Origin of the sequence: Pelodictyon luteolum (assembly GCF_001622165.1) — a bacterium.
Lineage (GTDB): Bacteria > Bacteroidota > Chlorobiia > Chlorobiales > Chlorobiaceae > Chlorobium > Chlorobium luteolum_B.
The window spans coordinates 28,841-53,126 of record NZ_LVWG01000035.1; the positions used below are offsets into that span (position 1 = coordinate 28,841).

Sequence of the window (24,286 nt, forward strand, 5' to 3'; positions counted from 1 at the left end):
CAATTTTTAATCCGTATTATGTTAGCTTTTGCGCCCCGCCAAAAAAAAGTACCGGACTCCATAAACCCATACGAAACCGACGAACCAATGTATAGAATTGTTTCCTCAATTTTCTTAGCTGAAAATATCAAAAAATTGGAAATTGAGGCGCCGAGGATCGCCAAAAAGAGAAAAGCCGGCCAGTTTATCATGTTGCGCGTCACTTCGCATGGAGAAAGGGTGCCCTTGACCATTGCCGGCTCCGACCCTGAAAAGGGAACCATCACCCTCATCGTCCAGGGAATGGGGAAATCCACCAGGGAACTCAACGCCCTGGAGGCAGGAAACTCGATAGCAGACGTCGTCGGACCCCTCGGCACCCCCTCCCACATTGAGAACTTCGGCACAGCAGTCAGCATCGGAGGAGGTGTGGGCACGGCCATCGCCTACCCGACCGCAGTCGCCCTCAAAGAGGCGGGAAACCACGTCATCACCATCAACGGTGCCCGTTCGAAAGAGCTCGTCATCCTTGAAAAGGAAATGAACGAGGTCTCCGACGAAGCCTATATCACTACCGATGACGGCTCGTACGGTTTCCACGGCTTCGTCACCCAGAAACTGCAGGAACTCATCGACTCAGGCCGCAAGATCGATTACGTGCTCGCCATCGGACCCATTCCGATGATGAAGGCCATCGCCGAAGTCACCCGTCCCTACGGCATAAAGACCGTCGTCAGCCTCAACCCCATCATGGTCGACGGCACCGGCATGTGCGGCGGCTGCAGGGTCACGGTAAAGGATGAGATCAAGTTTGCCTGCGTCGACGGACCGGAGTTCGATGCCCACGAGGTCGACTTCACCAACCTCGCCGACCGCAACAGGATCTACCTCTCTGAAGAGAAAGAGTCGGCTGAAGGCACAAGCCACCGTTGCCACCTGCACATGGATAAGTAAAGCGGCGACGAGAAGAGAAGGGTACTCTGCACAATCATTTTCCAACTGAACACAACCATGGACGCACAACATATCACGAATAAAGAACGCCTGGCCATTCCCCGCCAGCCGATGCCGGCGCAGGATCCAGAAGTCCGCAACAAAAACTTCCGCGAAGTCAACCTCGGCTACACCCCTGAACTTGCCCGGCAGGAAGCGCTCCGCTGCATCCAGTGCAAGGACCCCATCTGCATCCAGGGATGCCCTGTGAACATCAAGATCGATGAATTCATCAAGCTGGTCGCCGAGGGCGACTTCCTTGGAGCTGCCAGAAAGGTAAAGGAAGACAACGTCCTTCCCGCCGTCTGCGGCAGGGTCTGCCCGCAGGAAGACCAGTGCGAAAAGGCCTGCGTCATCGGCAAGAAACACGCGCCTGTCGCCATCGGCAACCTTGAGCGCTTCGTCGCCGACTGGGAACGCGAACACGGTGAGCCGGATCTTCCGGCCATCAAGGCTGCGACAGGCAAGAAAGTCGCCGTCATCGGCAGCGGCCCGGCAGGACTATCCTGCGCCAATGACCTGATCCGCCAGGGGCACAGGGTGGTGGTGTTCGAAGCGCTCCATGAGCTCGGCGGCGTGCTCATGTACGGCGTCCCTGAGTTCCGCCTTCCCAAAGAAATCGTGAAAACGGAAATTGAGGGGCTCAAGAAAATGGGCGTGGAATTCCAGACCGACGTGGTCGTCGGCCGTTCAGTCACCATCGACGAACTGATTGAGGAAGAGGGCTTCGATGCCGTCTTCATCGGCGTCGGCGCAGGACTTCCCTGGTTCATGGGCATCCCCGGCGAAAACCTCGTCGGCGTGCTTGCGGCCAATGAGTTCCTCACCCGCGTCAACCTCATGAAGGCCTATGACTTCCCCGCCGGCAGCGACACTCCGGTGTTTGACTGCAGGGGCAAAAACGTCGCAGTCTTCGGCGGTGGCAACACCGCGATGGACGCGGTCCGTACCGCAAAAAGGCTCGGAGCCGAACACGCCTATATCGTCTACCGCCGTTCGGAAGCAGAGATGCCTGCGCGGGTCGAGGAGATCCACCACGCGAAGGAAGAGGGCATCGAGTTCCTGCTTCTCATGAACCCGCTTGAGTTCCTCGGAAATGACCGCCACTGGCTGACCGGCGTGAAATGCATCAAGATGGAGCTCGGCGAACCCGATGAGTCCGGCCGCCGCCGCCCTGTTCCTGTTGAGGGTTCCGAGTTCATCCTTCCGCTCGACATGGCCGTCATCTCCATCGGCAACGGCTCGAACCCGCTCATCAAGCAGACCACTCCCGACATCGAAGTCAGCAAGCGCGACACCATCATTGTCGACATCAACACGATGGCGACCTCAAAAGAGAACGTCTATGCCGGCGGCGACATCGTCACCGGCGGTGCCACCGTCATCCTCGCCATGGGCGCAGGGCGTACGGCAGCCAAGGCGATCCACGATAAGCTCATGGGTACGGCAGTAAACCACAACGAGTGGTAACCCACCCGCTTCAGACACCTCCAAGCAGTATGCTCCAGAGGCTCAGAGTCATAAAAGAGAGAATGATGCCAAGAGCAACCATCAACCCGGCAAGCGGCGGGTTGATGTCATGCTCGGCGGCAATGATGCCCGCAGTTATCATCGGCGGCATCGCTGCTTCAAACAGCATCACCTCCACCCCCGGCCCACGTACCCCGACAATTCCCAGATAGAACATCGCGAGCACAAGCGGTGCAAGCACCAGCTTGAAGCCGAGACCAAGCGCGAGATTCCGTCCGTTCCCGCCGAGATGACCGGGATGGAACGAAAACCCCACTGAAAAAAGCGCCAGCGGAGCAAGCGTGTCGCCAAGGCGGGCGAGCACAGCAACCAGCCACGGCGGATAGGCAACGGGCATGAGGAAGAGCGCCAGAAGAAGCGCGATGAATGGCGGAAAGAGGATAATACGTTTAAGGATGGCCGGAAGCGAAGGGCGTCCATCCGAATAGATGCCGGCCACGGTGATGCCGAGGGTCGAGAGCACCATGAACGAGCCCAGCTGGTCGACGATGATGCCATATGCAATGCCTTCACGCCCATAGAACGCCTCAATCATCGGCAATCCTAGAAAAGAGGTATTGCCGAGCCCGCCTGTCAGGATAAGAGCCCCCACCGTTTTACGCGGCAGACGGAGGGCCTTGCCGACAGCGAAGAAAAACACCGCCGCAATGAGAAAATGCAACCACGGCATTGATGCCAGAACGGAAACGTCCCCCGTAAGCCGCAGATCGTGAACATAGAGAAGGGTCAGCGCAGGAAGAGACACCTGGATGATGAAGCTGTTGAGGACCAAGGGAGTAACGGCGGGCAGACGGCCGAGCTTCCTTGCGGCTATGCCGAGAAGGAAGCAGACGATGATGAGCGTCAGGTTGTGCACCGGGGAGCAGAGATGGGATACATGCTAGGATTTCGGGCTTGCCGACGCATTCGCCACCATCCCCTCACGGAAACGATCTTCAGGAACCGATGCCACCAGATCACCTTCTTTGAGCCCCTCAAGCACTTCGACATAGGTGAGGTCCGAGGCTCCGGTCCGGATCGGCTGCTTCTTCAGCCGGCCTTCATCGATTTTCCAAATGTAGCTGTCGGTACCCTCCCGGAACACCGAGCCTTTCCGTACAAGGAGCGATCTGTGCTTGACATTGAAAATTATGTTGGCTGTTGCCGTCATACCGGCCTGCACCGCACCCTTTGGCATATCAGCCACAAGATAGATCTTCGAGGTCTTCGTCACCCTGTCAGTCATCGGCACGACCCTCGACACTGAAGCCGAAAAACGGCGCTCGGGGTATGCGTCGAACACCACAGCCGCATTCTGGCCGGGCCGGACCCGGGGAACATCGAGTTCATCGATTTCAACGACGACCGCATATCCGCTTGTGTCGACCACCGTCGCCACAAGGGCACCAGATGAGACATAATCACCCTTCTTCACATCCTGCAGGGTCAGCACCCCCTTGAACGGGGCGCGAACCGTCAATTTTTTCAGGTCATCTTCAACCATTTTCAGCCGGAACGCCTTCTGGCGCTGAAGCTCCGCGGCCTGCACCCGGGCTTTTTCCGCCCGATCGAAATCCTGTCGCGACACAGCGCCCTCCCGGAACAGGTTCTCTTTACGTGAAAAATCAAGCTCGGCATCCTTCATGGCGGCATCCTGCTCCCTCAAAGCGGCCCGGGCCTCCCTGACGGCAAACTCGGGTCGAGGGCTCTCAAAGGAAAGGATCGTCTGGCCAGTTTCGACCATCTCACCCTCCCGTGCACCGATAAAGCTGACCGTCCCGGAATATTCAGCTGAGAGGTTCGCCACCGCGTCAGCCTCCACGTAGCCTGTCGCATACACCGCCTGCACCAGCTCCCGGTACTCAACCCTGAGGGCATCGACCTCCACGGTGCCACCCTTCAGCAGGAGGTAGGTAACCGTCATGATAAACAAGGCGCCAAGGGCGATCGAGTATTTCGGGAAGATCTTCTGTAGGGACTGCATGGACCTGTTCAAGGTTGATTGAGTGTTTTTAAAGTTACACCTTTTCGCCTTTTTCTCCATTGCGACCTTGGTTTTTCCATAATTTTATCAATCTTTAAAAACCTAATTCCCCCCCGGCCGCACCCGTCGGCCGTTTTCGTTCAGGAACACTTAACAGGCAGTCATCATGGGAGATAACGAAGGTATCGACAAAAGCTTTCTCGACACAGTCAAATTCGATGCGAAGGGACTGGTCCCGGCCATCGTACAGGACCATGAAACAGGCAAAGTCCTCATGATGGCCTGGATGAACCGCGAGAGTCTGGAGATGACGCTCGAGCGCAAAAAAGCCTGCTACTGGAGCCGTAGCCGCAACAAGCTCTGGCTGAAGGGCGAATCATCGGGTAACATGCAGGACGTGTACGACATCCTCATCGACTGCGACGGCGACACCCTCATCCTGAAAGTCTCCCAGATCGGCGGAGCCTGCCATGTAGGCTACCACTCCTGCTTCTACCGCAGGGTTCTGGAGGACGGCAGCATGGAAATCTGCGACACCCTGATGTTCGATCCTGAAGAGGTCTATGGCAAAAAAAGCTGAACCTATGGCAACCCCTGCAAAAAAAACTGCCGAATCGCTCAACCTCACCAAATCGAGGTCGTCTATCCAGCAGATGTTCGACGAAGTCGCACCGACCTACGACTTCCTCAACCACCTGCTCTCACTCGGCATTGACAACTACTGGCGGGCTGCGGCGACCAGCCGTGCCCGGAAGCTGCTTTTGAACGTGCCGGCACCGCGCATCCTCGACGTCGCAACCGGCACCGGCGACCTTGCTGACGCTATGACGAAAATCCCCAATGCGAAAGTCAGCGCACTCGACCTCTCCCCCGAGATGCTCACCATCGCCCGCAGAAAGTACCCTTCGATCGAGTTCACCCAAGGGTGCGCCGAAGAGCTGCCATTCAAGGACGCCAGCTTCGACATCGTCTCTGCAGGGTTCGGTGTGCGAAACTTCGAAGACCTCAAGAAAGGGATGCAGGAGTTCCACCGGGTCTTGAAACCCGGAGGCCATGCGCTGATCATCGAGCCGATGATTCCGCGCACTCCGATCCTTAAGGACCTCTACCTCGTCTACTTCAAGAAAGTGCTGCCGAAAGTAGCCGGGCTTTTCAGCCGCTCGACCTTCGCCTACGACTACCTCCCCCACTCGGTCGAGCAGTTCCCGCAGGCTGAAGCCTTTACTGCCATTCTGAAGGAAAGCGGATTCAGCGCCGCCGAATACCGTCCCATGACCTTTGAGACTTCCATCCTCTATATCGCAGAAAAATAAGGCAATCCGGCCACTTAACCTTATTTATTTCTGGATAATCTGATATTTCCTTGACGACAGTTATGAAATCAAGGAAATATCACGTATAATTCCATCTCGTAAGAGCTTTTTTTATATATAGCGTTATGTATTAGAGTAAATAACGTAATGCGCAACCAAACCTCCATGGCCATAAAAAAAACACTGATCATTTTATCCGCCCTTGCCGCAGCAGGATGGGGCCGGGAAGCAGCCTCCGCCAGCGAGATCGAATGGAACTGGAAAGGCGAGGCCCTCTACCGCTACGAATCCAGCCGCCTTGATGGCGACTCCCGATTTGACGGAAGCCACCGCATCGGCCTCCACTTCGGCACATTCCCGAAAATCAACGACGAAATCAAGGGCGGCATTGAAGTTGCAACAGGCGCCAGCAACCCGACATCGCGCCTTTATGTCCTTGGAAGCGGCGATGCCTTCAGCATGAGCGACCTGATGCTCAACCAGGCCTACCTGGAAATCCGTCCGCTCTCCTACGGGCTTGAAGGCAACGCGGCCCTGAGCGCCGGCAAGCGCGACGTCAGCGAGTGCCTCGTGAGGGTCAATGACCTGCTCTGGGACACCGATGTCACCCTCGAAGGCCTTACCCTCCAGTACGGCAGGAACGGCAAGAAGCTGCAGCAGGGACTCAGCGCCACCGCTGGCTACTATATCCTTGGAGAGGTGAGTGAAACGGCCACTACAGACAAAACCGTAACTGACGACCCCGCACTCTGGACAGCACAGCTCGCCTGGAGCGGCAAATCGGGCGGAGTCGACTATATGCTCGGGAGCAGCTACTACAAATACCTGAACATCGAGGGGTCCAGCATCACCTGGACCTACGGAGACAAACTGTTCGGCAACACCGGCACCAGCGGCACCAGCGGAAAGCTGACCTACGATTACGATATCATTGAAATCTTCGCCAACGCAGGCGGGAAATTCGGCAGCGGACTCCCCTGGAAGGTTTACGGACAGTATGCCAGCAACATCGCCAGCGGCGTGGACAATAATGATACCGCCTACCTCGTCGGCGGAACGCTGGGCAAAGCCGACAAGGTTGGAAAATGGTCTCTGGATGCCAACTACTGCTACCTTGAAAAAGACGCCCTTATTGGAGCATTCACCGATGGAACCCGCTTCAAGGGCGGAACTGATGGCCAGGGCATCAAGCTCACCGCCCAGTACCAGCTCATCAAGGACCTGAATGTTGCCCTGAAATACTATAACCACGAAAAAGTCATAGATTCAGGAAACCACTACCAGCTCTGGCAGGCCGACATGCTCGTCAAGTTCTAAGCCGAAGCCGCATATAGCAATCATGCATAATCGCACTAAAGGCTGCCCGCACAGGCAGCCTTTAGCTTTCTGCCGAAGCATTCTGGACTCGGAGAGGACGTTCAGGAGTTCACAGCATTGCCTCGAACTCTTCCTCGCTGATTACCCTGAGACCCAGCTTGATGGCTTTTTCCAGCTTACTGCCGGCCTCTGTGCCCGCCACAACAAGCCCCGTCTTTTTGCTTACCGTAGAGACAATCTTCCCTCCCCGCTCCAGCACCAGCTCGGATGCACTCTGGCGATCGTGGCGCAGGAGCGCACCGGTAAAAACGACCGAGAGTCCCTCGAAGTTGCTGTTTATGAGCGGTTTCGGCTCTTCGGCTGCAAGCGGAAGGCGGGCATCGCGCAACTTTTCGAGAAGTGCAGGAACGGCAGGCTTTTCAAACCACTCCCTGATGCTCCGGGCGATCACCGGCCCGATATCGGCTACATCGGCAAGCTCCGCCTCCGTTGCCTTTTCAAGCGCTGCGATTGAGGGAAATGCCCGGGCAAGCTCACGCGCCGTTGCCTGGCCGATGTGGCGGATGCCGAGAGCGAAGAGCAGACGGGCGTAGCTCTGGCTGCGGCTTTCATCAAGCGCCCGCACCACATTCTGCGCAGATTTTGCACCCATGCGCTCCAGGTTCCGGAGCTGGGGCTCCTGCAGGAAGTACAGGTCACCAGGATCATGCACGAGGCCAAGAGCAACCAGCTGGTCGACAAGCGCTTCACCGAGGTTCTGGATATCCATGGCGTTACGGGACGCGAAGTGCAGGATCCGGCCTTTCAGCTGCGCCGGGCAACCCGCTTCGTTCGGGCAGTAATAACCGACCTCCCCCTCCTCCCGGATGATCGGCGTACCGCACGCAGGGCAGAGTGAAGGCAGCCCGACCGGCCGGGCATCTGCGGGGCGCTCCTCAGTGACGACACGGATCACCTTCGGAATCACCTCCCCGGACTTCTCGATAATGACCCTGTCGCCAAGCATGATGCCAAGGCGCCGCATCTCATCAAAATTATGCAGGGTGGAACGTGACACGGTCGATCCAGCGAGCCGCACCGGCTTGAGTTCCGCAACCGGCGTGATGGTTCCGAGTCGACCGACCTGGAAGACAACATCACGAAGCACAGTCGTGGCCTGCTGGGCAGGGTACTTGTAGGCAATCGCCCAGCGTGGGCTCTTGCTCGTGGCTCCGAGGGTCTTCCACTGACGAACGTCGTTCAGCTTTAATACGACCCCATCGGTCTCATAAGGAAGACTCCAGCGCTCCTCGTTCCAACGGTCGATGAATGCAGCGATGTCCTGCATACCCGGGCAGAGCCGGTAGTGGCCGCCGGTGAAAAAGCCCGCTGTCTCAAGCAGCTGGAGGCGCCGGAAGTGAGGAGTATCGGGATCCTTGAGCCCGTCGAGGTAGTATGCAACGAACCAGAGCCGGCGCGTAGCCACTTCAGCCGAATCCTGCAGTTTAAGGGTTCCGGCCGTGGCGTTCCGGGGATTGGCGAACCGGTCCTCTTCGGGGCGGGTATCGTTCAGCTCCGTGAAATCCTTCTTCTGCATGAACACCTCCCCTCTCACTTCCACCTCGCGACCCTCGCCATTGGAAAACGGAGTATCAAGGGTACCGAGGCTGAGAGGCACCGTCGGAATGGTCCGGAGGTTCAGGGTGATGTCGTCGCCACGCCGGCCGTCGCCGCGGGTGGCGCCACGCACCAGGACTCCGTCACGGTAGAGGAGGCTTACTGCGACGCCGTCGAACTTCAGTTCCGCCACCATATCGCGGCTCCGTATGCCCTCCGCCTCAAGCAGGCGGCCAACGCGCCCTTCAAACTCCTCCACCTCGCCGATGGAGTAGGTGTTGGAAAGACTGAGCATCGGTTCGCGGTGCTCCACCGGAGGAAACTCCCTGGTGATGGCACCACCGACCCGCTGGGTCGGACTGTCGGGCGTCACGAGTTCAGGATGGGCCCGTTCCAGCTCGACCAGGCGCAGAAGCAGCCGGTCGAAATCATAGTCCGAAATCTCCGGCTTCGCTTCGAGGTAGTACAGGCGGTTATGGCGCTCTATTTGAACCCGGAGTTCTTCGGCCTCCCGCCGGAGTGCATCTGCTCCCCCCATCATCACCACCAGGGCTGCCTGAACTGGGAGAACGCCCAGCCGGAAATGTTCTTGAGGAATCCGAGCGATCCTTCAATGCCAAGCTTATCCCAGGTGGCCTTCAGGACCTTCGGATAGCGCCAGGCAACCTTGAGCATCACCACAGCAAGTTCCTCGATCTTCATTTCATCGCGGAACATCGCCTCGCGGTAGTGTTCCGGAAGGTCATCCAGTGCTATCATCACCTCATTCATGAGATCGTTCACGAAGTTCGGCTCATCGGTGGCTGAGTCGAAGCACATGTACTTCATGAGATTGGCCATCGAGGCTACGTTGGGTTCATAGGCGCTGACCCGCTCAAGCGAACGCTTCGAGAGGTCGGCGGAGCTGAGGGCGTCCTCAAGGCCCGCCGTCAGATGCCCGAGGTTGCGAACCATTGAACCGAACCCGCAGAAAGTGAGCGGTGAGGCGAGCGATGCGGCATCACCGAACAGGATGATACGGTCATCTGCAATCTCGCGCGTACGGTTGAATCCGTCATGGAAATAGGCCGGGATGATGCCGTACACCGGCCGATGTACCCTGAAATCCTTTCCCGGATTCTTGTACTCGCCAAGCCTTTTGAAATAGGTGTCGAACAGGCTGACGAGCGACTTGTCGTTGGGAGAGGAGACCTCGTCATAAAAAAAGAGGTAGGTGATGTACTCATCCCCTTTAGCCGGAAACCCCTCCCAGATGAACTGGCGGCCCCGGCCGGAAGACATGTCGGCAGAGCCGGTACTGGCAAGGATCTCCCCCGTATCGAAATCAGCGTCCTCGAACCCGCTGGCTATGGTGCCGACCGTCGGGCAGACGTGGGTCTGCGGGCGGCCCCGGTTGAGCTGCATGGCGATAGGCGAAAGGATGCCCATCACATCGACCAGCACACGGGCCCTGAACCAGGACGATGACCCCGCGGCGTCCTTTGTCTCCACCACCACATGGTCACTGAACCGCCAGCACCGGACGAACGACAGCCCCGAACGGACATCGCATCCCGAAACAGACTTCACCTTCTGCGTAGCAATACCGAGCAGCCGGTCCGCCTCGACGGCACAGTCGAGCACATTCTCCATATAGAGACGCTTCTGGCTTCCGTCCTCCTTGTGGAACTCGACCCATCCATTCCGGTACTTCCGGGCGATTACCGATTCGAGTTCCTCATGGCTGAACACCCCGGTATCGGCCAGCCTGAACAGTTCGGGGCGGGAAATATTCCAGTCCCTCGTAGAACGACCGGGTGTATGGCGGTCGAAAACCAGCACCTTCCGGCCATGGTGCCGTGCCATTACCGCCGCATGCAGCATGCCAAGGGTACCGCCTGCATAGACAATATCGTAGGTGCCGCTGATGACGGCCCCGGGTGGCAATGAGGCGGCATCCCTCACCACCTCCGGCAGGGGATCCTGCAGCCGCTCCCAGTAACGATCGAGTTCCTGAACGGAGCGGAAGTGTGCCTCGCCGTCCGGCAGCGAAGAAAACGCGCCGTACAAATGCGGGTGGGAGGAGCGAATGGAATCAAGGGAAGAGTGCATGCAGAGATCAGGTTTAACTCATTGGGAGAGGACTGCGCGGCCATCCCGAAGCATCCGGTCGCTCTCGATCTTTCCGTCGACGAGATGGATCCGCCGTCCGGCCCGGTTGGCGAACTCCTCGTCATGGGTCACCACAATCACGGTCTGGCCAAGTTCACGGTTCAGGCGTTCGAACAGCTGGTACACCTTGTCGGCGGAACGGGAATCAAGGTTGCCGGTCGGCTCATCGCCAAGCAGCACCTTCGGCTCGTTTGCAAGCGCACGGGCAATGGCCACTCGCTGCTGCTGTCCACCGGACAGCTGGCTCGGTTTATTGGTGTATTTATCCTGCAGCTCCACCATGTCGAGCAGGGCCATGGCACGCTCCCTCGTCTCCTTACGGGACAGGCGGCCGCCAATCAGCATCGGCATGCTCACATTCTCCACGGCGTTGAACTCCGGAAGCAGGAAGTGGAACTGGTAGATGAACCCGATCTTGCGGTTCCGGATCCGGGTCATCTCCTTCTCTTCCGTTTCGGTGATATCCTCCCCGTCAAGAAAGACCCTGCCGGAAGAGGGCTTGTCGAGCCCGCCCATGATGTAGAGCAGGGTCGATTTTCCGGACCCCGAAGGGCCTGTGATGGAAACGAACTCTCCCGCCGTTATCCGGAGGGAGAGGTTCGGAATGATCGTCTGGCGGACATCGCGCGACAGCTCAAGCTCCCTCTGTATGTGTTCAAGTCGGAGAATTTCGTCGGCCATCACTCGGTGTTTATTTTTGTCGCTCCTGATGAAGATACGAACAAAAAGGGACTGACGGGAACCGATAAATCAGTCCGCCACAGCTGGCCTCCCTTCGGCATCAGAAAAGAAACGCTTCCGGAGGCCAAGCGACACATTGACGAGGCCGATGAGCACCGGCACCTCCACAAGAGGCCCGATGACCGCGGCAAACGCCTCCGGCGAATGGATACCGAACACGCCGACAGCCACTGCAATGGCAAGCTCAAAGTTATTGCTCGCCGCAGTAAAGGAGAGTGTCACCGTTTTCTGATATCCGGCGCCCGCTTTCTTTCCAACGAAAAACGAGGTGAAGAACATCAGTACGAAATAAATGAACAGCGGAACTGCGATGCGTACCACGTCCATCGGGATTGCGACGATATAAGCACCTTTCAGCGAAAACATCGCAACAATGGTGAAGAGGAGGGCTATGAGGGTAAGGGGGCTTATGCGCCGGATGAACTCCCGCTGATACCACTCCGATCCCTTCCAGCGGATGAGAAAAAAGCGGGAAAGGAACCCTGCAGCGAAAGGTATGCCGAGATAGATGGCGACCGAAGCGGCAATTTCGCCGATGGTGATATGGACGCTGAACGAGGAGAGCCCGAGCCATCCCGGCAGCACCGTCAGGAAAAACCATGCATAGAGCGGGAAAAACAGCACCTGGAAGATCGAGTTGAACGCCACGAGCCCTGCGGCATACTCCCTGTCACCGCCGGCAAGGTCGTTCCAGACGATGACCATGGCGATGCAGCGGGCAAGACCGATGAGGATCAGGCCCGCCATATAGTGCGGCATGCCGGAGAGGAACAACACCGCAAGCGCGAACATCAGAAGCGGTCCGACGAGCCAGTTGAGAAGCAGCGAGAGGGAAAGTATCTTCCGGTTGGCGAACACCTCACCGAGTTCCTCATAGTGCACCTTCGCCAGCGGAGGATACATCATCACGATGAGTCCTATGGCGATGGGGATGTTGGTCGTCCCGGACTGGAAACTCCCGATGAATGCCGGAACGGCGGGAAAGGCCCAGCCAGCGGCAACACCTGCTGCCATGGCCAGGAAAATCCAGAGCGTCAGGTAGCGGTCGAGAAACGAAAGCCTGCCGGAAATCTTATTCATGAGGGTCTCCCTTGATATCGTTACGATAGAACTCCCCGAAACCCTGTTTGATAAGGTCGCGGACGCTGCGGAACACTTTCAGCACCTCCTCTTCCGTCCCGGACGCCCCGGCAGGGTCTTCAAACCCGATGTGCAGGCGTTTTCCTACCCTTCCGCTAAACACCGGGCATGACTCATTGGCCCCGTCGCAGACCGTCACAACGTAATCGAATGGACGGGAAAGGAACCCGTCAACGCTTTTGGGAGAAGCTCCGGAAAGATCGATGCCCTCTTCAGCCATGACCTTCACGGCCATAGGATGCACCGTTCCGGAGGGTTCGGTGCCTGCGGAATAAACCTCAAGATCCAAGTCGAACGAACGGAGAAACCCCTCGGCCATCTGGCTTCGGCATGAGTTTCCCGTACAGAGAACCAGCACTGACGTTTTCATGATCGAGATGCAGTATTTATAGTTAGAGAACCAGATTGAACATATAACCGACGAGCACAATCCCCGAAGCGACCACCCCTGCGAACACGGCAATCAGCCTGGGCTTGAGAACCTTCCGGAGGATTATCATCTCCGGAGCCGAAAGGGCGATGACGCTCATCATGAATGCCATTACCGTGCCGAGAGCCGCGCCTTTTCCGAGCAGGGCCTGCACTACGGGAATGATCCCTGCAGCGTTCGAATACATCGGCACACCGATGAGGACGGCTGCAGGCACCGACCACCATGCACTCTGGCCCATGAGCGAGGCCATGAAGTTTTCAGGCACATAGCCATGAATGCCGGCACCAAGCCCGACACCGAGGAGGATGAACAACCACACTCTTCCAACGATTTCCCGGACATGGCCGAGCCCCTCACGCATCCGCTGCGGCCACTCCATCCGCTCAGGAATGCCCGATCCGGCATCGGCGCTCCCCTGCAGTTTCCGCACCCACTCCTCGAGGTGTTCTTCCATCCGGAGCCGACCGATCACCAGACCGGCAATCACGGCAACTCCCAGGCCCATAGCCATATAGAGCAGCGCCACCTTCCAGCCGAACATCCCGAACAAAAGCGCCAGGGCGACTTCATTGACCATCGGTGCCGATATCAGAAAGGAAAAGGTCACGCCGAGCGGCACGCCAGCCTGCAGAAACCCGATGAAGAGCGGCACGGCCGAACACGAACAGAACGGTGTTACGATGCCGAGCGCTGCGGCAAGCATGTTACCTACCCCGAGACGGCGCCCCGAAAGCATGGCCCGGGTCCGCTCCGCAGAGACAAACGTATGCACCACACCCATCAGAAAAACCACTGCCGTAAGAAGCATCAGCACTTTCGGCACCTCGTACAGGAAGAAATGCAATGCTTCACCAAAAGGCACGGACCGGCTGAGGCCGAGCATTCCGACCAGCACCTCCGCACCTCCCTCGAGCCTCAGGTAGAGAAACACCCAGAGAAGGGCCGCCAGAAGTAACCCTCCCCACCACAACAGCGACTGTTTCATGCCTCTCTCCCCCTCAGCAGCAGGATGAGCCCGAAGAACCCTTGCAGCAGCACCCTTTGGCTTTCGGCCGAAGCAGCGAATGCAGTTCATCAGCTGAAGGTACCCTGCCCGCCGAGCGGACCTCACCATCGACCACAAGTGCCGGGGTGGAGAGCACATTGTAGGACATGATCTGCTGAATGTCCTGCACCTTTTCGACCTCAGCCACAATGCCGTCTGCAGCAATGGCAGCCTGTACCGCATCGGCAAGCTGGTTGCATTTTGCGCAACCGGTTCCGAGAATTTTTACCTGGATCATAGTGTTCTCCTGTCTTCTGTTTAAAAAAGTTAATCGCAAATGAACGATTATTGGAATCAAAAAAAACAAACCACATCAGAAGCTGCGCCTAAATCAACGGCAGTCGCATGATTCCGCACCCTCTATCTTAAAAAAAACCGCAAAGAGCTCCTTCGCCTCTGCCCACTTTTCACGGTTGATGCAATAACGGACCTTTGGTGGATTGATCTCTCCCTGAATGAGGCCGGCCTCGAGAAGCGCCTTCAGATGCTGCGAAATCGTGGACTGCGCCATCGGAATCAACGTAGTCAGCTCTCCGGTGAAACAACAGGCCTCCTGCTGCAGCAACTGGAGGATGCGGATACGCACCGGGTGGCTGAGCGCTTTGGCCAGTACCGCCAGCGTTTCTTCCCCACGGCTGTAGTCGACCGGGGTCAACGATCTTTTCATTCTCTCCATATCAATCAATTAGTTCATCGTAAATATACGATAAGTAAATCAAGAAAACAAGAAGTACCTCTACAAATTTCGTCAAGGAAGTGGACCGGCCATACCATATATTATACTGATCATGAAATCGGCAGGAACGCTGTCTTCAACACTGAAACCCAAGCAGAACCTAAACAATTAATGGCTATTGGGTTTTTTCCTTAATTATTTATCTTAATAGCAGGACGTACTCCCCAATTCCGGACATGGAGCTCCGGCTTTTCTGGGTTTATCGGTATGCAAACGATTACATAACGCTTTTTGACGGAAAACAAATAGTCGCATGATACTCTACCAACTCCCTGATACTGATATCGAACGATTCATCGAAGAGGACGTCCCCTATGGAGACCTCACTACTGCAGTGCTCGAAATAGGTGAACAGCCCGGAAGAATCACCTTTACGACAAGGCATGAAACAACCCTCTCCTGCACTGAAGAGGCCGGGCGGATACTTGAGCGCTGCGGCGCACGGGTAACCCTCCTTACCCCGAGCGGCACCGGTGTCCCATCCGGCACCATGTTCCTTTCGGCGGAAGGATCGGCCTCAAGCCTGCATGCTGCATGGAAAGTGGCCCTGAACATACTCGAGTATGCCTCGGGCATATCCACGAGAACCGCCGGCATCGTTACAAGCGCCCGGAGCGCCAACCCGGCCATCAGCATCGCAACCACCAGAAAGTCGTTCCCCGGGACGAAAAAAGCCGCCATCAAGGCCATCCTTGCAGGAGGCGCAACCCCGCACCGGCTCGGGCTGTCGGAATCCATCCTGGTATTCCGCCAGCACACGGAGTTCATGGGCGGCCTCGACCGCTTATTGGAGCGTCTCCCTGAAATAAAGAAACAGGCTCCGGAACACAAGATTCTGGTGGAGGCCGACGGACCCGAAGAGGCGCTCAGGATTGCCGCTGCCGGAGCCGATGTCGTGCAGGTCGACAAACTCTCACCGGAACGCCTTGTGGATCTGGTCCATGCCATCAGAAATATTGCTCCCGACATCAAGATCTCGGCCGCAGGCGGCATCACCCCTGAAAACGCAGGCATCTATGCTGCAACCGGCATCGACATCATCGTGCTCTCATCGGTCTATTTCGGAAAACCCGCAGACATTGCTGCCGCCATGCAGTGCATATAAGCCAAGAAACAGCAAATAACGAACCCCATGCAGTCCCAATCAACCCGCCCACTTGCAGGCACTCTTCTGCAGATTGCATTCATCTGCCTTATGCTCTTCACAGGCCCCCTGCATGCGATGGCAGGCGAGCTGCGACTCAGTGCAGGGGCCGGCATGCGCGATGCCCTCAAGGAACTGACGTCACGTTATTCAAAACAGCATCCCGGAACAATCATCATCAGCAACTTCGCCTCCTCAGGAACGCTGGCAGGCCAGATCATGAACGGAGCTCCGGTGGATATCTTCATTTCAGCCAACAGGAAATGGATGGATTTCCTCAAAACAGAGAATGCCGTTGACCCGGCAAGCATACAGCTCTTTACCAGAAACACTCTGGTCTTTACCGGGACGGGCGCAACGAAGGTCCTGATGATGCAGGACCTCGTGAAGCTCAATAAAATCGCCATCGGGAGCCCGGGCAGTGTGCCGGCCGGCGACTATGCGATGTCGGCCATAACCGGCGCAGGGCTCCGGAGCAGACTGGAGGGAAAGCTGGTCATGGCCAGGGATGTACGGGAGTGCCTGATGTATGCAGAGCTCGGTGAAGTGGACGGCGGATTTGTCTACGCAACCGACGCTATCCTTGCCAAGAAGGCAACCACCCGCTTCGAAGTACCGCAAAAGCTTTACCCCCCGATCGAGTTCCCTATGGCTTTGACCCACAGCGGGGCAAAAAACAATGAAGCCCGAGCGTTCCTCCTGTACCTCCGCAGCCCCGAAGCCCGAACGGTCCTGAAGAAATACGGATACAAGGTCAACTGAAAGGGGACTCATGATGCAGCTCACCACCCAGGATATCGAAGCCATACGGCTCTCACTGCAGATTGCCCTGACAGCGACCATCGTTTCCCTTCCTCCCGGCTTTATGGTGGCGTGGTTGCTCTCATTCAGAAACTTCAGGGGGAAAGTGCTGCTTGAAGTCTTCATCAACCTGCCGCTCACCCTGCCGCCGGTCGTCATTGGCTACTTCCTCCTGTTGATGCTCGGCCGCAACGGATGGCCGGGCAGACTGCTTGATGCTGCCGGAATCCAGCTTGTCTTCACCTGGCAGGCTGCCGTCATTGCCGCCGCGACCATCGGATTTCCCTTGATGGTGCGATCCATCCGGCTCGGCATGGAATCCATCAACCCCCAGATCATCGACGCGGCAAAAAGCCTTGGCTCGTCGAAGCCCGATATTCTCTTCACCATCGTTCTTCCCCTCTCGCTGCGGGGAATCCTTGCGGGCTCTTCACTCATGTTCGCCCGAAGCCTCGGCGAGTTCGGCGCCACCATCATGGTGGCAGGCAACATCCCCTTCGTTACCCAGACCATTCCACTCGCCATCTATGAATATGCCAGCTCGCCGGGAGGTACAGGGATGGCAATGACGCTCTGCATCGTCTCGGTCACCATCTCCGTCATCGTACTCTTCCTGCACGAATCGCTTACCCGAAGGATACAGAGGGAGGCAGAGGGATGAGGCTCCGATTTGATGTCAAAAAATCGCAGGGAAGTTTCACGCTCGATGCTTCAGCCGACATTACCGGGGAACGGATCGGCATCTTCGGCCGTTCCAGCAGCGGGAAATCCACCCTCATTCACCTTCTTTCCGGTCTGCTCGAGCCGGACAGGGGCGAAATCTTCCTTGATGATGACTGCCTTTTCAGCAGCAGGGACCACATCAACATATCTCCCCACCGCCGCCGCATCGGCCTGGTCTTCCAGCAGGCAATGCTCTTCCCCCACCTCAGCGTAAAAAGCAACCTCTACTACGGATGGCGCCGCTGCCCTAAAGAGCTCCGCAGGGTCGATCCGGAAGAACTCACCTGCACCCTGAAACTTGAAGGACTGCTGGAGCGGGGTGTAGGGAACCTTTCAGGGGGAGAGCGTCAGAGGGTTGCGCTTGGCAGAGCAGTGCTCGCCAGCCCCCGCCTGCTCGTCATGGACGAACCCCTCTCGGCACTCGACGACACACTCCGTTTTCAGGTCATCCCTTACCTCCGGAGCGTCAGCGAGCAGTTCCGGATACCCTGCATCTTCATTTCGCATTCGGTCCTTGAAATGCAGCTCATGGCAGAGCGCATACTGCTGGTGGAAAACGGATCCGTAACCGGCCCGGCAACCCCAGACGAACTCGCCCGCAAAGCCATGGCAACCAGCCGACGGGGCTATGTAAACCTCCTGCAGCTCTCAGGCCCAGCATGCAGTTCCGGCCTGTACCGCTACCCGTGGGGCGATGGGCAGCTGGTCATTTCAGACGGAAGCAACACCAACTCGTCGCTCTTCGAGCTCTCCTCACGGGACATCATCCTCTTCAGGAAACACCCGGAAGCCATCAGCGCCCGAAACATGCTCGAATGCCGTGTCGAGGAGCTCTTCAGCTCCGAAAACAGAGTCGGCGTTGTCCTGCGTTCAGCAAACCGAACCCTTGTTGCCGAAATAGTCCGGTCAGCTGCCGAAGAGCTGGATATCACCATTGGAACAACAGTCTTTGCGGCAATCAAGGCATCGGCGTTCCGCCGCCTCCTCTGAAGCACCTCAACGTTTTATTTCCCTCCGGAGTTGGCTACCTTTATGGCTACCTTTATGGTAACCTTATAGACAGACAGCAAACCTGATGCATGCCATGACCCAACCCGGAAAAAAAGTCTGCTTCATGACCGGAGCCACCGGCCGGCTCGGCAGTGAAATCGCACTCTCCGTAGCAGGCCAGGGCTACACCCTTTTCTTCACCTGGCACGCCAGCGAGCCCAAAGCAGAGGAACTCCTCGAGAAAATCCGCTGGGTCAGCCCCGAGTCGGAGATGGTGCACTGCAGCACCTCAAGCGCCAAAGAGATCCAGGCTGCCTTTGCCGCTTTCCGTAAGCGATTCGACCGGCTCGACCTTCTCATCGCCAGCGCCTCCAATTTCTACGCCACACCTCTCCCCGGCGTCTCCGAAGAGGAGTGGGACAGTCTCGTCGACACCAACCTCAAGGGTACATTCTTCACCATGCAGGAGGCGTCCAGAATCATGCAGAAACAGCCATTCACCAGCCGCATCATCACCATGGCCGACATCTCCGCCGACCTGGTATGGAAAAGCTTCGCTCCCTACACCGTGGCAAAGGCGGGCGTGGTACACCTGACGAAAGTGTTCGCCAAAACCTTTGCACCAAACATCCTCGTCAACGCCATTGCGCCGGGCACCGTCACCCTCAACCCCGGCAAGGACATGGATTCTGAAGAAGAGATGGTGGCACGCATACCGCTCCGCCGCCTCGGCGACCCGCTTGACATCGTAAAAGCCGTCCTTTTCCTCCTCGAAAGCGACTACATCACCGGGCAGGTCATCACCGTGGACGGAGGCCGGATGCTCTGCTGACATTTTTTCCAACCCCCTTCGGGAGATTTCATATATTGCACTGAATCGGTCCCTACAACTTTTTTTCTTCACCTATGCAACAGGAAGTCCCGGTCATCATCCACGCCAAAGGCGACACCGACGCACAAAGGAACCCGGCTGGCGACGGCCGAATCCCGGAGTCCATCCGCGAAATCAGCGACTCGCTGTCCGATGCATTCTCCCGGTTCAGGGAGAGCGAATCCTACGACAGGATCCTTGAAGGCGCTGAACAGACCAAAGACTACATCCGGCAGAACCCCGGACCCTCGCTACTCTACGCACTCGGAGCCGGCGTGCTCCTCGGGCTCATACTCGGCAAACGCAGGTAGTATGCAGAAGAGCGATAAACAGCTACAGCAGGAAGACCGGAAAACCGGTGTTTCAAGACTCCTCGACGAAACAATCTCGTCGACCTTCGACGATGTCAAGACCATCATCGACGCACGCATGGAGCTTATGAAAATTGAGCTTTCCGAGAAGATTGCGCTGCTGGCGGCCGTACTCGTCATCTCGCTGATACTCCTCGGTGGTACCGCCTACCTCGTGACCACCGTGGCGCTCTTCATCGGGGAACTCTCCGGCCGCACCTCGCTGGGATTCCTCTCGGTCAGCCTCGTATTCATAGGCTGCTTCATTTATTTCACCCGTTTCAGGCCAAGTGTCCTGAAAGAGTGGATCCAGAAATTCATCATCTCACTCTATGACTGAACAGAACAAGCACCTGGAAAACGTCCAGGAACGCATCGCAGCACTCCATGAAACGATAGCCGAACGCGAACAGGACATCAGGGATCGGGCCAGGAAGTTCCAGCACGAGCTGGAACAGGAGATATCCCCTGTTGAAATAGTCAAACGCCACCCGTGGCAGGCTGTTCTTGGAGCACTCGCAACAGGCTTCCTCACCGGCAGGATACTCAGAAGCCTCTCATCCGGACCAACCGATGAAGCAGCCGCCGAACCAGCTGTCCCGGCAAGGCTTGTCTCCGTAACACGCCCCGACAGTGCCATGCGCGATATCCGCCTCGAACTGATCCGTTCGGCAAAAGACCTCGGCATCAACTACCTCCAACGATACATCGAAGGCAAACTCAAGAAAACGCCCACTCCCCCCTCCAGCTCACACTGACCCCCTCTTCCGGCGGCGGTAATTCAAAAGGGCATCAGCGACTTGTCAGGGAAATTCCGTACCTTCCCTTATCCCTTTTAAGCCCATTGTGCACCCCTCTGGATGCACGAAAACCACAACCGCCGCAATGCGCCGTCATTGCACTAGAGATTATGACCATCAAGAACACCCTGCCCGAGGCCCTGAACAAAGAACATTTCTACGTCAACAGAAAAGCCCGGCAGCTCTTCCACCTGACCGACCCCGACTTTCTTGCCCTGCCCTCAGTTGGACCCGACAGCCTCAGAACTGCTGAAAAGCAGGCGAGTATCATCAACGAGTACCTGAAAAAAGAGAAGGGTGAAGCCGTTAAACCCGTCCTTCCCGCCCAGTTCCACGGCATGAAGCTGCTGCACGAGCTCTTCCACTTCGTCATGGCCCGTGCCATCGCCCGCCGTGAACCCGACATGCTCGAAAAAGCCTACAGGCGCTTTTCCGACGAGATTTCTCTGGAGCAGTCCGACCAGTACCTCGCCCGGTTCCTATCCACATTCCCGACCATAAAGATCTTCACCGGCAGCGAAACTCCCGCCGAGGCCCTGCAGCAGAACTCCCTGCGGCTTAACCTGCTTGAGGAGTCCTTCCTCGTCTGGCTGAACAACCAGAACCCCGCACTCGAGCCGTTCTCCCTGCTCCTCAGCGACAGTGAACTGATGCGCCAGGAAGCCTACCGGAAGCTGATTCTCTCGCTCCAGTCCTCCATGCAGGCGATGGGCCCTGTCGGACCCGACAACGAAGACCTCGCCGAACTGCTTACCCGCCCAATGCGCCACTCGCCGGACTCGATCCTCGAGCAGCTCCGCTACATCCGGCTCAACTGGTCGGAACTTCTGGAAGGATCTCCATTCTGGAGCATGCTTGCCGGAGCCATCGAACTCATCGAAGATGAAGACAAGTACCTCTTTTTCCAGCGTATCTCCGAGGAACAGGAAGGGCGGCATAGCAGCGCATTTTTCGACAAGGACGCATGCGTACCCGACTACACCACGCTTGGCGACGGGCCTGCCAACTACTCCAGCGACTCCTCATGGATGCCGGAGGTGGTCATGCTCGCCAAAAGCACCTATGTATGGCTAGACCAGCTCGGCAAGACCTACGGCCGCGCCGTACACCGCCTGCAGGACATCCCCGACGAAGAGCTCGACCGCATCTCGGGGCAGGGCTTCACGGCGCTCTGGCTGATCGGCCTCTGGCAGCGAAGCCACGCATCGCGTGAAATCAAGCAGATGCAGGGCAACCCTGAGGCGAAAGCCTCGGCCTACGCACTCGAGAAGTACGACATATCCGACGACATCGGCGGCTATGAAGGCTACCTCAACCTCCGCCACCGTGCCATGCAGCGCGGCATCCGCCTTGCCAGCGACATGGTGCCGAACCATACCGGCATGGACTCGGAACTGGTGCGCGAGCGCCCTGACTGGTTCCTCTCCGCATCCACGCCCCCCTACTATAACTACTCCTACACGGGACCGAACCTCAGCCCCGATACCCGTTACACCATCCAGCTTGAAGACGGCTACTGGAACAGGACCGACGCAGCAGTCACCTTCAAGCGGATCGATCACATGAACGGCGATACCCGCTACATCTACCACGGCAACGATGGCACCAACATGCCGTGGAACGACACCGCCCAGCTGAACTTCCTTTCCGCGGAGGTCCGCGAAGCGGTCATCCAGCAGATCCTCCATGTAGCAAGGATGTTCCCGATCATCCGCTTCGACGCCGCCATGGTGCTCGCCAAGCGCCACATCCAGCGCCTCTGGTTCCCGCTGCACGGCCACAGCGCAGCCGTCCCTTCCCGCTCCGCCTACGCCATGAGCATGGCCGAGTTCGATGCCGCCATCCCCGAAGAGTTCTGGCGCGAAGTGGTCGACCGCATCCATGCAGAAGTTCCCGACACGCTGCTCCTTGCCGAAGCGTTCTGGATGCTTGAGGGCTATTTCGTCCGCACCCTCGGCATGCACCGCGTCTATAACAGCGCGTTCATGCACATGCTGAAGAAAGAGGATAACGCCAGCTACCGCTACCTCATCAAAAACACACTGGAGTTCGACCCCGAGATCCTGAAGCGTTATGTCAACTTCATGAACAACCCCGACGAAGACACTGCCATCGCGCAGTTCGGAAGGGGCGACAAGTACATCGGCGTCTGCATCGTCATGCTCACCGTTCCCGGCCTGCCGATGTTCGGCCACGGCCAGGTGGAAGGGTTCACGGAGAAGTACGGAATGGAGTATGCAAAAGCATATTATGACGAGCACCCTGACGAGCATCTCGTCTGGCGCCACTATCAGGAAATCTTCCCGATCATGAAGAAGCGTCCGCTCTTCGCCGAGGTGCAGAACTTCTACCTGTACGACGTCTACGCACCCGAAGGGTCGGTCAACGAAAACATCTTCGCCTACTCGAACATGCTTGGCGACGAGCGGGCACTTGTCATCTACAACAACAGTTTCGAGCGGGCTACCGGCTGGCTCAAGACCTCGGTAGGCTACCTCCGTGATGGAGGAATCCGCCAGAGCTCACTTGGCGACGGCCTGGCCCTCGGCCATGAAGACGACCTCTACGTCATCTTCCGCGACCACGCCTGCGGCCTCGAGTTCATCCGTTCCGCTCGCGAAATCCGTGAAAACGGCCTCTTCATGGCGCTCGACGGCTATAAGTACAACGTCTTCCTCGACTTCCGCCAGGTCCGCCCATCGCGCCTGAAACCTTACGACCAGCTGGCACGGGAACTTGACGGCCGCGGCACGCACTCGGTTGAGAGGGACGTCTTGGCAATCAGCCTCTCGCCCCTCCACCGCATGGTGCAGGCGGCTCTTGAATCAGCTCCGAAGCCCACACTGCTGGAAGCGGATGCTGCAGCATTCCAGTCTGTTGCCTCCACGCTCCTTACCGACCTCTCCCGGCAGTTCAGCTCTCTTATGGAAAAGCCGCTCAGCGTCCCCCAAGGGCTGGATGTGAAGGCCGCCCTGCTCTTCATGCAGGCCGCTGAAATCGAAGCCGGGCTAGGCAATGAGCCCGCCACCCGGAAACTCCGCACGACCCTTGCCATGAACGAAGACGACATCCCTGTCTACGGAACCCTTGTCGCCCACTGGATCCTGCTCGACGCTGTTCAGGAGATGCTTAGGGCCGGCGGCGAACTCCAGCAGAACCTCATCGACGACTGGCTGCTTCAGGACACCCTCCGCAGCATTTACGCTGAAGGATCCCTCTGCTCGGTATCCGGGGAAGGTATCGCCGAACTCATGGCATGTCTTGCGGCACCGGTCGGCGAAACAACTACCACTGATCCGGCTTCCGGCGTCATCCAGGCCATGCAGGCGATGCAGGAGAGCGGATCGCGCCATCTCGCCGATATGCTGCAGCTCGAGGAGCATCACAAGAAGTACTGGTTCCGCGAACACCGCTTCAGCATGCTCACCGCATGGCTCACCCTCCGCTTCATGCTTACGGTAGAAGATCCAATGCTGCAAACTGGTGCATCTACCGCCGACATCACGACCTTCGACAACGTCGATCGTTGGAATGCCGCCCTCGAATCACTCGACATGCGGGCGTTCCTCGCCGGCTATGAACTGGGTGCGTTCTTCAAGATGGAGTAAAGAGATCGCCCCGAAACCGCAGTACCCAGCCAGCCATCGGGCAGCAAACAAAAGATTACCGA

At 57.5% G+C, this 24,286-nt stretch carries 24 protein-coding genes; 14 read left to right on the forward strand and 10 right to left on the reverse strand.

Translation table 11 applies throughout. The annotated features are described in order from the left end of the window. Nucleotides 1-87 precede the first annotated feature (87 nt). Together A3K90_RS08905 and gltA are read left to right on the forward strand one after the other, a co-directional pair. The gene (locus A3K90_RS08905) at nucleotides 88-933 is read left to right on the forward strand and encodes a sulfide/dihydroorotate dehydrogenase-like FAD/NAD-binding protein (protein WP_303682262.1); all 846 of its coding nucleotides are present in this window, start codon (nucleotides 88-90) and stop codon (nucleotides 931-933) included. Nucleotides 934-990: 57 nt separating this feature from the next. Beyond that, nucleotides 991-2,442, forward strand: a complete 1,452-nt coding sequence (gene gltA / locus A3K90_RS08910; protein ID WP_303682263.1) for an NADPH-dependent glutamate synthase — start codon at nucleotides 991-993, stop codon at nucleotides 2,440-2,442. Between the two features lie 10 nt (nucleotides 2,443-2,452). Here gltA and A3K90_RS08915 read toward each other — a convergent pair whose 3' ends face one another. Further along, entirely contained in the window at nucleotides 2,453-3,358 is a 906-nt protein-coding gene (locus A3K90_RS08915) for an AEC family transporter (RefSeq protein WP_303682264.1), read from the reverse strand. 24 nt (nucleotides 3,359-3,382) lie between these two features. Continuing rightward, entirely contained in the window at nucleotides 3,383-4,465 is a 1,083-nt protein-coding gene (locus A3K90_RS08920; protein ID WP_303682265.1) for an efflux RND transporter periplasmic adaptor subunit, read from the reverse strand. A gap of 166 nt (nucleotides 4,466-4,631) precedes the next feature. On the opposite strand from A3K90_RS08920, the gene hisI reads away from it, so the two are divergent. The 3 genes from hisI to A3K90_RS08935 all read left to right on the forward strand — a co-directional run bounded on the left by hisI (nucleotide 4,632) and on the right by A3K90_RS08935 (nucleotide 7,095). Next, a complete protein-coding gene (hisI, locus tag A3K90_RS08925) occupies nucleotides 4,632-5,045 on the forward strand; it encodes a phosphoribosyl-AMP cyclohydrolase (protein WP_303682266.1) in 414 nt (137 codons plus the stop codon). A gap of 4 nt (nucleotides 5,046-5,049) precedes the next feature. Beyond that, nucleotides 5,050-5,778, forward strand: coding sequence for a bifunctional demethylmenaquinone methyltransferase/2-methoxy-6-polyprenyl-1,4-benzoquinol methylase UbiE (gene ubiE, locus A3K90_RS08930; RefSeq protein ID WP_303682267.1), 729 nt, complete (start codon nucleotides 5,050-5,052; stop codon nucleotides 5,776-5,778). 165 nt (nucleotides 5,779-5,943) lie between these two features. Beyond that, nucleotides 5,944-7,095, forward strand: a complete 1,152-nt coding sequence (locus tag A3K90_RS08935; RefSeq protein ID WP_303682268.1) for a putative porin — start codon at nucleotides 5,944-5,946, stop codon at nucleotides 7,093-7,095. Nucleotides 7,096-7,204: 109 nt separating this feature from the next. Here A3K90_RS08935 and ligA read toward each other — a convergent pair whose 3' ends face one another. The 8 genes from ligA to A3K90_RS08975 form a co-directional block, all read right to left on the reverse strand. After that, complete coding sequence (ligA, locus tag A3K90_RS08940) at nucleotides 7,205-9,229, reverse strand: NAD-dependent DNA ligase LigA (protein ID WP_303682367.1); 2,025 nt, start codon at nucleotides 9,227-9,229, stop codon at nucleotides 7,205-7,207. Nucleotides 9,230-9,231: 2 nt separating this feature from the next. After that, the gene (locus A3K90_RS08945) at nucleotides 9,232-10,782 is read right to left on the reverse strand and encodes an NAD(P)/FAD-dependent oxidoreductase (RefSeq protein ID WP_303682269.1); all 1,551 of its coding nucleotides are present in this window, start codon (nucleotides 10,780-10,782) and stop codon (nucleotides 9,232-9,234) included. Nucleotides 10,783-10,800: 18 nt separating this feature from the next. Beyond that, a complete protein-coding gene (locus tag A3K90_RS08950; protein WP_303682270.1) occupies nucleotides 10,801-11,523 on the reverse strand; it encodes an ABC transporter ATP-binding protein in 723 nt (240 codons plus the stop codon). 69 nt (nucleotides 11,524-11,592) lie between these two features. Beyond that, entirely contained in the window at nucleotides 11,593-12,663 is a 1,071-nt protein-coding gene (arsB, locus tag A3K90_RS08955; RefSeq protein WP_303682271.1) for an ACR3 family arsenite efflux transporter, read from the reverse strand. After that, complete coding sequence (locus tag A3K90_RS08960) at nucleotides 12,656-13,093, reverse strand: arsenate reductase ArsC (protein WP_303682272.1); 438 nt, start codon at nucleotides 13,091-13,093, stop codon at nucleotides 12,656-12,658. Before A3K90_RS08960 ends, arsB begins: the two co-directional genes overlap by 8 nt. A 22-nt stretch (nucleotides 13,094-13,115) precedes the next feature. Further along, nucleotides 13,116-14,141 (reverse strand): permease, encoded by a 1,026-nt coding sequence (locus A3K90_RS08965; protein ID WP_303682273.1) that lies wholly within the window; start codon nucleotides 14,139-14,141, stop codon nucleotides 13,116-13,118. Between the two features lie 13 nt (nucleotides 14,142-14,154). Continuing rightward, complete coding sequence (locus tag A3K90_RS08970; protein WP_303682274.1) at nucleotides 14,155-14,439, reverse strand: thioredoxin family protein; 285 nt, start codon at nucleotides 14,437-14,439, stop codon at nucleotides 14,155-14,157. A gap of 93 nt (nucleotides 14,440-14,532) precedes the next feature. Then, nucleotides 14,533-14,868 (reverse strand): helix-turn-helix transcriptional regulator, encoded by a 336-nt coding sequence (locus A3K90_RS08975; protein WP_303682275.1) that lies wholly within the window; start codon nucleotides 14,866-14,868, stop codon nucleotides 14,533-14,535. Nucleotides 14,869-15,190: 322 nt separating this feature from the next. Here A3K90_RS08975 and modD point away from each other — a divergent pair, with 322 nt between their 5' ends. From modD to A3K90_RS09020, 9 genes are all read left to right on the forward strand, one after another. Then, nucleotides 15,191-16,042: a ModD protein gene (modD, locus tag A3K90_RS08980; protein WP_303682276.1), complete on the forward strand. Its 852-nt coding sequence runs from the start codon at nucleotides 15,191-15,193 to the stop codon at nucleotides 16,040-16,042. A gap of 27 nt (nucleotides 16,043-16,069) precedes the next feature. After that, a complete protein-coding gene (modA, locus tag A3K90_RS08985) occupies nucleotides 16,070-16,843 on the forward strand; it encodes a molybdate ABC transporter substrate-binding protein (protein WP_303682277.1) in 774 nt (257 codons plus the stop codon). A gap of 13 nt (nucleotides 16,844-16,856) precedes the next feature. Continuing rightward, a complete protein-coding gene (gene modB, locus A3K90_RS08990) occupies nucleotides 16,857-17,543 on the forward strand; it encodes a molybdate ABC transporter permease subunit (protein ID WP_303682368.1) in 687 nt (228 codons plus the stop codon). Further along, entirely contained in the window at nucleotides 17,540-18,595 is a 1,056-nt protein-coding gene (modC, locus tag A3K90_RS08995) for a molybdenum ABC transporter ATP-binding protein (RefSeq protein ID WP_303682278.1), read from the forward strand. Before modB ends, modC begins: the two co-directional genes overlap by 4 nt. A 94-nt stretch (nucleotides 18,596-18,689) precedes the next feature. Next, nucleotides 18,690-19,427, forward strand: a complete 738-nt coding sequence (locus A3K90_RS09000; protein ID WP_303682279.1) for an SDR family NAD(P)-dependent oxidoreductase — start codon at nucleotides 18,690-18,692, stop codon at nucleotides 19,425-19,427. A 74-nt stretch (nucleotides 19,428-19,501) separates the two neighbouring features. Beyond that, nucleotides 19,502-19,777 (forward strand): YqjD family protein, encoded by a 276-nt coding sequence (locus A3K90_RS09005; protein WP_303682280.1) that lies wholly within the window; start codon nucleotides 19,502-19,504, stop codon nucleotides 19,775-19,777. Between the two features lies 1 nt (nucleotide 19,778). After that, entirely contained in the window at nucleotides 19,779-20,156 is a 378-nt protein-coding gene (locus A3K90_RS09010) for a phage holin family protein (RefSeq protein ID WP_303682281.1), read from the forward strand. Next, nucleotides 20,149-20,574 carry a hypothetical protein gene (locus A3K90_RS09015; protein WP_303682282.1) on the forward strand — a complete coding sequence of 142 codons (426 nt, stop codon included), beginning with the start codon at nucleotides 20,149-20,151 and terminating at the stop codon, nucleotides 20,572-20,574. The genes A3K90_RS09010 and A3K90_RS09015 overlap by 8 nt, the downstream gene beginning before the upstream one ends. Nucleotides 20,575-20,726: 152 nt before the next feature. After that, the gene (locus A3K90_RS09020; RefSeq protein WP_303682283.1) at nucleotides 20,727-24,224 is read left to right on the forward strand and encodes an alpha-amylase family glycosyl hydrolase; all 3,498 of its coding nucleotides are present in this window, start codon (nucleotides 20,727-20,729) and stop codon (nucleotides 24,222-24,224) included. Nucleotides 24,225-24,286: the final 62 nt, after the last annotated feature.